Genomic DNA, 9,515 nt, shown 5'->3' on the forward strand with positions numbered 1-9,515 from the left:
TGTACCAAGGATCGGGGGATGCCAGATCCTGAATCCAGCCGAGCCAAGGCGCGTTACGCATCTCCACGCTCGCCAGCAGCACCCAGTACAAGGCAATGAATACCGGGATCTGAACCAGGATGGGCAGGCAGCCGCCCAGCGGATTGATCTTCTCGGTCTTGTACAACTCCATCATCGCCTGGTTCATCTTCTGCGGATCGGATTTGTAACGCTCGCGGATCGCCTGCATTTTCGGCGTCACGGTTTTCATTTTCGCCATGCTGCGGTAGCTGGCCGCCGATAACGGGAAGAACGCCAGCTTGATCAGGATGGTCAGGACGATAATGGTCCAGCCCCAATTGCCGAGTACCTTGTGAATCTGGTCCATCAGCCAGAAGATAGGCTTCGCGACGATGGTCAGCCAGCCATAGTCCTTGACGAGGTCGAGTCCCGGCGCGAGTTTTTCCAGTGTCGCCGATTCCTGAGGGCCGGAATACAGGCGCGTATCCATGGACGCTGTCGCACCCGGCGCGATGTTGCCGACAGGCAGGATGTTGCCGACAGCGTACAGGTTGTTATCGACTTTCTTGGTGTAGATCTCCCGTGCTACACCTTCCTTTGGAAGGAAGGCCGATACGAAGTAATGCTGCACGATCGCGATCCAGCCGCTGTCAGCCTTGGTGACGTGCTTTGCCTTGCCTTCGTCGATATCATCGAAATCCAGTTTCTGGAATTTTTCCGCTTCGGTGTAGATCGCCGGACCGGTGAAGGTGCTATAGAACTGAGATTCGCCCGGCGGCGAGCTGCCGTCACGCACCAGTTGCAGGTAAAGCGACGGATTGATCGGCGCCCCGCTGTTGTTCACGATCTGGTGCTGGATGCCGATGGTGTATTCGCCGCGGCGGAAGGTGTAGGTCTTGATCAGTTTGACGCCGCCCTGTTCCGACTCCATGACGAGCTGCAGTTCATTGGCGCTATCAAGCGCGCGCGGCCCCGGGCGGACCGAGAAGCTGGACTTGTGATTCGGGAAAGGGCCGCCGATCAGTCCGGTCTGGCCGAGATAGGTATGGCCGTTGCCGGATTCGAACAGCACCATGTTCTTCGACTGGTCGACCGTGTCCTTATGCTTGAGCAGTTCGAGTCGTTGCAGCTGGGCGCCCGAGGTATCGATCTCGGCCTTGATTACATCGGTCGTGATCGTGACCACCTCGCTCCTGGCAGTCGCCGGGCCGCCGGGCACGACCGCGGCGGTCGGCGCGCCTGCCTGCTGCGTTGCCTGTGGAACGTCGGCCCTTCCGGCGGTGGCGGGAGGCGTGCCGGATGTGCCCGGCTTGGCGGTTTGGGTCGCCGTCGGGAAGAACATCGACGGTTTGCCGTTGTAGCGCATCCAGTTGTCCCAAAGGATCAGCAGCGACAACGAGAAGACAACCCACAGGACGGTACGTCGGATATCCATATGCATAGTTAAAATTAATATGAGTGATTCAAGAATGGGTACATCCGCGGCCATGCGATGGCCCGGAGGATTTTTTCGGCACCGGATCGACACCGCCGGGATGCCACGGATGGCACTTGCACAAGCGCTTCGCCGTCAGCCAGGAACCTTTCACCGTGCCGTGCACGCCGATTGCCTCGATCGCGTAATTCGAACAGGTAGGATAAAACCGGCAGGTTTGCCCGAGAAAAGGACTGATGCCCAGCTGATAGCCGCGCAATAGTAACAGCAGTAGAGCTTTCATCGATCGCTCCGCAAATTTTGCGGCGACATCAGGCGGGAAAGCTCATCGCGCAGCATGCGTTTCAACTGTGCCGATGTGGCTGGGCCAGCCTTGGAATTGACCGGTTTGGACAGGCGCACGATGCAGTCGAATGGCGGCAGCGGGGTTTGGCGGAACAGCTCGCGCGTAACGCGTTTGATGGTATTGCGCGTAACGGCGCGCGGCGCGAAACGCTTGGCGGCGACAATGCCGAGGCGGGCGTGGGACAGTTGATTGCTTCGGGTATACAGCACGAAGTGCGCTGTCCGTTGCACGGGCCGCAAACGAAAAACGGATGAAAAATCATCCGTTTTAACGATTCGCCGATCGCGTGAGTAATCTCCGGTCACGCCAGCAGCTTGGGCGGTGCAACGCTTGGCTTAAGCAGCCAGGCGCTTGCGGCCTTTGGCGCGGCGTGCGTTCAGCACAGCGCGACCGCCGCGGGTTGCCATGCGAGCGCGGAAGCCATGGGTGCGCTTGCGGCGGACGACGGAAGGTTGGTAGGTACGTTTCATGTTGGTTCTCGCAAATCAGCAAAGGTGGGTTGGATATCACGCCGGCCTGTGTTTTGCGCGGTAGCTACAAAACTCAACAAGCGATAGACAGTGAACCCGCAATTAGACATCAGTTTCTGCTTCAGTGTCAATCACTTAGCCTGTTTATGGCCAGGCGGCAAACGTCGCTTTTGTTTCCCAAATCAAGCTCTCCCTGTGGATAACTTTCCTCGACGGAGGTAGAATAGACCCCATCGTGTGGTGCCTCCCTTCCTCTGAAGCGACGCTTTAAAAATCTGCCGCGCAGTTCCTCTCAGATCTGCGCGGCACATTTTTAAGGGCGTCCAAGATGTCAATGGAAGATGCGAGGGTCCGCTTTCCGCACCCAATTACAAGACAATTCATGGAAAATTTCTGGCAGACCTGCTCCGCCTTGCTGGAGCAAGAGCTCACGCCGCAACAGTTCAGCGCATGGATCAAGCCGCTGGCGCCGCTCGATTATGAAGACGGCAAGTTGCGCATTGCGGCGCCGAACCGGTTCAAGCTCGATTGGGTAAAGACCCAGTTTGCCAATCGCATCACCACCTTGGCATCCCAGTACTGGGATGCGCCAATCGATGTGCAGTTCGTCCTCGACCCGCGCCTCAATGCGGCGAAAAAGACGGTTGCGCCGGCGCCGGCCGCGGCCAACGGAAACGGCAATGCCAACGGCGGCAGTCATCCGATGATGAACGGCATGCCGGACCCGATCGAGATCACCGAACGCAATGAAGCGCCGGTCGACCATACGCCGCGCCGTGACCAGAGCCGCATTAATAATGCGCTGACGTTCGAGAGTTTCGTGACCGGTAAAGCCAATCAACTGGCGCGCGCCGCCGCCATCCAGGTGGCCAATAATCCCGGCGTGTCTTACAACCCGCTGTTCCTGTACGGTGGCGTAGGGCTCGGTAAAACACACCTTATCCACGCCATCGGCAACCAGGTCTTGTCCGATAATCCGAACACGCGCATTCGATACATCCACGCTGAACAGTATGTTCGCGACGTAGTGACCGCTTACCAACGCAAGGGTTTCGACGACTTCAAGCGGTATTACCATTCGCTCGATCTTCTGCTGATTGACGATATTCAGTTCTTCGCCGGCAAGAGCCGGACGCAGGAAGAATTCTTCTATGCGTTCGAAGCGCTCATTGCAGCCAAGAAACAAATCATCATCACCAGCGATACCTATCCGAAGGAAATAAGCGGCATGGATGACCGCCTGATTTCCCGGTTCGATTCCGGCTTGACGGTGGCGGTTGAACCTCCCGAGCTGGAAATGCGGGTTGCGATTCTATTAAAGAAGGCAACTCAGGAAGGTGCCGTGCTTTCCGATGACGTCGCATTTTTTGTTGCAAAACATTTACGTTCCAACGTCCGTGAACTGGAAGGCGCGCTGCGGAAAATTCTTGCCTACTCGCGGTTCCACGGCAAAGATATCACGATCGATGTTGTCAAAGATGCATTGAAAGATTTGCTTTCGGTCCAAAATAGACAGATATCGGTTGAGAATATCCAGAAGACGGTAGCGGACTTTTTCAACATTAAAGTCGCGGACATGTACTCGAAAAAGCGTCCGGCGAACATCGCCCGTCCGCGCCAGATTGCGATGTACCTTGCAAAAGAGTTAACGCAAAAGAGCTTGCCGGAAATCGGTGAATTGTTCGGTGGCCGCGACCACACAACAGTGTTGCATGCGGTGCGGAAGATCGCCGCCGACCGAAGCAAGAACCCGGAAGTCAATCATGAACTGCACGTTCTGGAACAGACCTTGAAAGGTTAAGACGGCTGCTTCATGCCTTGTGGATAACTTTGCCGACCTGTCAAGGCCGGCATGTCGAAGCGAGTTGAAAAGCCTCATTTTTGTTTTCGAGAAGCAGTACCTTTTCTGTCAAAATAGAGCTGCATTTTGGCATTTGATTAACAAGCAATTAAGCCGAGCGACGCGATCCTGTCGCCTGTCAGTGTCCGTTCAGGGGAGAAATGATCCGGGTGGCAATGTATGAGGCAAGGCGCGGTAACAAGATATCAAAGCTCGGCACCGGGCAGTATGTAGCAGCATCGCGCGGCAAACGCGCAAGCAGAGATTCAAGAGATTCACAATCAGGAAACTGTCTCAACCAATAAGGATAAAAGCATGCAATTGGTTAAAACCACTAGAGACACGCTTCTCCGACCACTGCAGATCGTGAGCGGTATTGTCGAGCGTCGGCACACATTGCCGATTCTGGCCAATATCCTCATCCGCAAGGAAGGGGAAAAAGTGTCTTTCCTGTCGACCGATATCGAAGTGCAGATCACCACGCACGCCGATGTCGGTAGCGGCGGCGAAGTTGCCGCGACGACCGTCGCAGCGCGCAAGCTGCTCGACATTTTGCGCGCCCTGCCTGACTCCGGCGATGTGTCGCTGTCGCTGGCCAACAAGCGCATGACCGTCCAGTCCGGCAAATCGCGTTTCGCGCTGCAGACACTGGCTGCCGAGGAATTCCCGACCGTGGCGCAGGCCGAGCAATACAACGCCACCGTTACGTTGCCGCAAAAGACATTGAAGCACCTGTTCAACATGGTGCATTTCGCAATGGCGCAGCAGGATATCCGTTACTACCTGAACGGCCTCTTGCTGGTCGTCGACGGCAAGAACGTGATCGCGGTCGCCACCGATGGCCACCGGCTGGCATTCTGCCAGGTTGAGACTGACCAGAACTTCCCGCGCCAGGATGTGATCATCCCGCGCAAGACGATTCTGGAATTGCAGCGCCTGCTGGAAGAAATCGACCAGCCGGTGCAACTGGACATAGCGAACAACCAGGTCAAGCTGACCTTCGCCGACATCGAGCTGATTTCCAAGCTGGTGGAAGGCAAGTTCCCGGATTACACCCGGGTGATCCCGAAGGGATACAAGAACGACTTTACGATCAATCGCGATCAGTTGCTGCGTTCGTTGCAGCGCGCGGCGATCATGACCAGCGACAAGTTCAAGGGCGTGCGCTGCATCATCAGTCCGGGCAGCATGAAGATCAGCTCGACCAATGCCGATCAGGAAGAGGCGGTCGAAGAAATCGAAATCGATTACGGCGGTGACAGCGTCGACATCGGTTTCAACGTCACCTACCTGCTCGACGTACTGAACAACCTCAAGAGCGAAAGCGTCAATATCGCCCTTGGCGACGCCAATTCATCGGCGTTGATCACCGTACCGGATAACGCCGACTTCAAATACGTCGTGATGCCGATGCGGATTTGATCGGATTAACAACGAATGTGACAGGGGCCGCGGAGTATGTGCGAGCCCCTTTGCCACTTTTATGAAATGTTGAACACATCAATGTCGGGCTCTTTCCCTCACAAAGGGAAGGAATCAATCAGCCCTCTCGCTCTTTAGCCGTAACGTACTATCCAGAAAGCAGCCATGTCAGCGATTCCTCAAGAAGCCATTCCCCAGCCGCAGCCACAGAACCAATACGGCGCATCCTCCATCCAGATCCTCGAAGGCCTGGAAGCGGTGCGAAAGCGCCCTGGCATGTACATCGGTGACACGTCGGATGGCACCGGCCTGCATCACTGCGTGTTCGAAGTGCTCGACAACTCCATCGACGAAGCGCTGGCAGGCCACTGCACCGAAATCCACGTCACCATCCATTCCGACAACTCGATCTCCGTCACCGACAATGGCCGTGGCATTCCGACCGGCATCAAGTGGGATGACAAGCATGATCCGAAGCGCAGCGCGGCAGAAATCGTGATGACCGAGCTGCACGCCGGCGGCAAGTTCGACCAGAACTCGTACAAGGTATCGGGTGGCCTGCACGGCGTTGGCGTATCGTGCGTCAACGGCTTGTCGAAGCTGCTCAAGCTGACCATCCGCCGCGACGGCAAAGTGCATTACATGGAATTCGCCAAGGGCGTTCCGCAAAACCGCGAAGTCGAAACCCAGGACGGTGTTGTCGTGTCGCCAATCAAGGTCATCGGCGAAACTGACAAGCGCGGCACCGAAGTGCATTTCTGGGCCGACGAGGAAATTTTCAACAACGTCGAGTTCCACTACGACATCCTCGCCAAGCGCATCCGCGAACTTTCCTTCCTGAACAACGGCGTGCATATCAAGCTGACCGACCAGCGCACCGGCAAGGAAGAAGTGTTCGCGTTCGAAGGCGGCACGCGCGGATTCGTCGAATACATTAACAAGAGCAAGTCGGTGCTGCACCCGACCATCTTCCAGGCCACCGGCGAAAAACTGTCCGAATACGGCACCAATATCACCGTGGACGTCTCCATGCAGTGGAATGACGCCTACAACGAGCAGGTGCTCTGCTTCACCAACAACATCCCGCAGCGCGACGGCGGCACCCACCTCACCGGCCTGCGCGCGGCGATGACGCGGGTGATCAACAAGTACATCGAAGAACACGAATTTGCCAAGAAAGCCAAGGTGGAAGTCGCCGGCGACGACATGCGCGAAGGCCTTACCTGCGTGCTGTCGGTGAAGGTGCCGGAGCCGAAGTTCAGTTCGCAGACCAAGGACAAGCTGGTATCGAGCGAAGTGCGCGGCCCGGTCGAGGAAATCGTCGCCAAGACGCTCACCGACTACCTCGCGGAAAAGCCGAACGACGCCAAGATCATCTGCGGCAAGATCGTCGAAGCCGCGCGCGCCCGCGAAGCCGCGCGCAAGGCCCGCGAGCTCACCCGCCGCAAGGGCGTGATGGATGGCCTCGGCCTCTCCGCCAAGCTGGCGGACTGCCAGGAAAAAGACCCGGCGCTGTGCGAACTCTACATCGTCGAGGGCGACTCCGCGGGCGGCTCCGCCAAGCAGGGCCGCGACCGTAAATTCCAGGCCATCCTGCCGCTGCGCGGCAAGGTGCTCAACGTCGAAAAAGCCCGCTTCGAAAAAATGCTGTCTTCCGAGCAGATCACCACCCTGATCGCCACGCTTGGCACCAGTATTGGGCCGGATGAATTCAACGTCGACAAGCTGCGCTACCACCGCCTGATCATCATGACCGATGCGGACGTCGACGGCGCCCACATCCGCACGCTGCTGCTGACCCTGCTGTATCGTCAGATGCCGCAGCTCGTCGAGCGCGGCCACGTCTACATCGCCCAGCCGCCGTTGTACAAGGTAAAGCACGGACGCGACGAGCGCTATCTGAAGGACGATGTCGAGGAAGCCAGCTACATGATGCAGGTCGCGCTCAATGACGCCGCCCTGGTCCCGACCGCCAATGCCGAGCCGATCACCGGCGACGCACTGGCCGAACTGGTCCGCCAGTACAACACCGCCAATGCCATAATCATGCGCCTCGCGCGCGTGGTCGACGACGCGGCGCTGTCGGCCATCATGACCGGCGTGACGCTGAACCTCAGCAGTCCGGACGAATCGCGCCAGTCCGCGGAAGCGCTTGCCAAGGCGATCAACGATCCGAGCGTCGAAGTCACTGTTACCGCCGCCGACGAGCTGTCGGACAAGTGCGCGCTCAAGATCCAGCGCCGCCTGCACGGCAACCTGAAGCTCAGCGTCATCGACGCCGACTTCGTCGCCGGGCCGGATTACCAGGTGCTGGCCAATGCCGCCGCCACCTTCAAGGGCCTGATCGGCGAAGGCGCGATGGTGCGCCGCGGGCAGGGCGAAAAGGCGAAGGAAATCGCGATCCGCGACTTCCGCGAGGCGATGGCATGGCTGCGCGAAGAAGCGGAACGCGGCGTGTCCAAGCAGCGGTACAAGGGATTGGGCGAGATGAATCCCGACCAGCTATGGGAAACCACGATGGACCCGGCAGTGCGGCGTTTGCTGCGGGTGCAGATCGAAGATGCGATCGCGGCGGACCAGATCTTTACGACGCTGATGGGGGATGACGTGGAACCGCGCAGGGCGTTCATTGAATCGAATGCGCTGCAGGCGGGAAATATTGACGTGTAAATTTTGTGTAGGTTCTCAAATTAAATGAGAAAAATCTCAAATAAATGACATAAAACGGGATTCATTGATTCAAATTATTCCAGGAAAAAGCTCAAAAATATTTACCCCCTCTAAGCTACTAAATACTGGAAATTTATATGTCAGGTAATGCTAATGTTTCTATAAATAGAGACATTAGCTATTAGTTATGATCCAAAGCGCCCAACAAATCAAAAAAGATAATGGCTAGTATTGCAGGGATAAAACCTTGGTTTACACAGACTCCGGGAGAGAATCTTTTCCTCTTTGCTTATGAATTGGTTTTTTCCACTGTTTCCGTAATCGATGTAAATCAGCCGTGGGTTTATTCAACTACAGGTATAAACGAATTCACACGATTAACAGTCACAATGGAATTAGTACACCGATGCATGAATTCTGGTGTCGCATTACTATCGACAAATCCAACGCTTCCCGTTAGCAGAATCGAAAGCGAACTCCGCAATACGCTACAAGTGGCCGCCAGGCATGGAAATTTAAGGAAGCTAGCCGAACTTACTAGATTGGCATCTATAGCTTATATCGAACGTAAACTTCCAGACGGTTTAGCAAACGATACTCATAAAAAGTCGCGACCAAATTGCTGTTGGTGCGGAAGACCGACTTCGCGGGCTAAAAATGCTCCTAAAGGAGAGAGGTCAACGGTAGAGCATTTATGGCCAGAATTTCTTGGTGGTGAATCTGCTCCCTATAATTTAACAATAGCATGTGACGCATGTAATAGTGCGAGGCAACATGCTTTTAACTGGGCGTGGTTTGCAATTCAAGCCATTAGCGAAAAGTTAGACGACAATGGTTCGCTTCCAAAACAGATTAAGTTAGCTATTGGGCTACATAGATTAATGAAGGTGGCAAGTGGGCAAACAAGATATTCGAAAGAGGTAATTACTTTAAAAGAAGCTGCTGAGCGACTGAAAGTTGTTATACCCGAAATTAAGCTGGTCAAGAATCAACGTTATACGTTTCTAGAAATTCTTGAATATTCTCTGGACTAAAAATGGCGACCACAAAAAAAAGCACAAAAAATATAGCTACATATTCCGCTCTTGAAAATATCCAGCGGCCTGAGGCCAAGGATCTAAAGTTTTATTTATTTCATGCGCCAGCAGCAGAAATTCTAAACTGGGGAACGGTTGATCGTATGGCCCCGGACAAGCCGAAAGGTATACAACGTAGTCTAAATAAGACAAAAGTCCGTAAGCTAGAAGAGTACCTAAGCGCATTTGATTGCAACACGATTGCAACGTCAATAGTAGTAGTTTTTGACAAAAAGTCAGTGACTTTCAAGGAGCA

At 55.2% G+C, this 9,515-nt stretch carries 9 protein-coding genes; 5 read left to right on the plus strand and 4 right to left on the minus strand.

Annotated elements, in window-relative coordinates; all coding sequences use genetic code 11:
- The 4 genes from yidC to rpmH form a co-directional block, all read right to left on the minus strand.
- Positions 1–1,435, minus strand: a 1,435-nt coding sequence (gene yidC / locus VGU61_RS07790) for a membrane protein insertase YidC (protein WP_326858544.1), incomplete at its 3' end; no start/stop codon positions are given.
- Between the two features lie 28 nt (positions 1,436–1,463).
- Positions 1,464–1,718, minus strand: a complete 255-nt coding sequence (gene yidD, locus VGU61_RS07795; protein WP_326858545.1) for a membrane protein insertion efficiency factor YidD — start codon at positions 1,716–1,718, stop codon at positions 1,464–1,466.
- Positions 1,715–2,086 carry a ribonuclease P protein component gene (gene rnpA / locus VGU61_RS07800; RefSeq protein WP_326858546.1) on the minus strand — a complete coding sequence of 124 codons (372 nt, stop codon included), beginning with the start codon at positions 2,084–2,086 and terminating at the stop codon, positions 1,715–1,717. The genes yidD and rnpA overlap by 4 nt, the downstream gene beginning before the upstream one ends.
- Positions 2,087–2,116: 30 nt before the next feature.
- Positions 2,117–2,251, minus strand: a complete 135-nt coding sequence (rpmH, locus tag VGU61_RS07805; protein WP_061535510.1) for a 50S ribosomal protein L34 — start codon at positions 2,249–2,251, stop codon at positions 2,117–2,119.
- 382 nt (positions 2,252–2,633) lie between these two features.
- On the opposite strand from rpmH, the gene dnaA reads away from it, so the two are divergent.
- The 5 genes from dnaA to VGU61_RS07830 form a co-directional block, all read left to right on the plus strand.
- Positions 2,634–4,052, plus strand: coding sequence for a chromosomal replication initiator protein DnaA (gene dnaA / locus VGU61_RS07810; RefSeq protein WP_326858547.1), 1,419 nt, complete (start codon positions 2,634–2,636; stop codon positions 4,050–4,052).
- A gap of 354 nt (positions 4,053–4,406) precedes the next feature.
- Positions 4,407–5,513 carry a DNA polymerase III subunit beta gene (gene dnaN / locus VGU61_RS07815; protein ID WP_326858548.1) on the plus strand — a complete coding sequence of 369 codons (1,107 nt, stop codon included), beginning with the start codon at positions 4,407–4,409 and terminating at the stop codon, positions 5,511–5,513.
- A gap of 165 nt (positions 5,514–5,678) precedes the next feature.
- Positions 5,679–8,183, plus strand: coding sequence for a DNA topoisomerase (ATP-hydrolyzing) subunit B (gene gyrB, locus VGU61_RS07820; protein ID WP_326858549.1), 2,505 nt, complete (start codon positions 5,679–5,681; stop codon positions 8,181–8,183).
- A gap of 221 nt (positions 8,184–8,404) precedes the next feature.
- The gene (locus tag VGU61_RS07825; RefSeq protein WP_326858550.1) at positions 8,405–9,217 is read left to right on the plus strand and encodes an HNH endonuclease; all 813 of its coding nucleotides are present in this window, start codon (positions 8,405–8,407) and stop codon (positions 9,215–9,217) included.
- A 2-nt stretch (positions 9,218–9,219) separates the two neighbouring features.
- The coding region (locus tag VGU61_RS07830; protein WP_326858551.1) for a hypothetical protein at positions 9,220–9,515 on the plus strand (296 nt) is incomplete at its 3' end.

This window comes from Noviherbaspirillum sp., from assembly GCF_035944575.1.
In the GTDB taxonomy this organism is placed as follows: Bacteria; Pseudomonadota; Gammaproteobacteria; order Burkholderiales; family Burkholderiaceae_D; genus Noviherbaspirillum.

Bases quoted from the DNA above. Each gene is read 5' to 3' on its own strand.
- yidD (WP_326858545.1), bottom strand. From the start codon at position 1,718: ATGAAAGCTCTACTGCTGTTACTATTGCGCGGCTATCAGCTGGGCATC.
- rpmH (WP_061535510.1), bottom strand. From the start codon at position 2,251: ATGAAACGTACCTACCAACCTTCCGTCGTCCGCCGCAAGCGCACCCAT.
- dnaA (WP_326858547.1), top strand. From the start codon at position 2,634: ATGGAAAATTTCTGGCAGACCTGCTCCGCCTTGCTGGAGCAAGAGCTC.
- dnaN (WP_326858548.1), top strand. From the start codon at position 4,407: ATGCAATTGGTTAAAACCACTAGAGACACGCTTCTCCGACCACTGCAG.
- gyrB (WP_326858549.1), top strand. From the start codon at position 5,679: ATGTCAGCGATTCCTCAAGAAGCCATTCCCCAGCCGCAGCCACAGAAC.
- VGU61_RS07825 (WP_326858550.1), top strand. From the start codon at position 8,405: ATGGCTAGTATTGCAGGGATAAAACCTTGGTTTACACAGACTCCGGGA.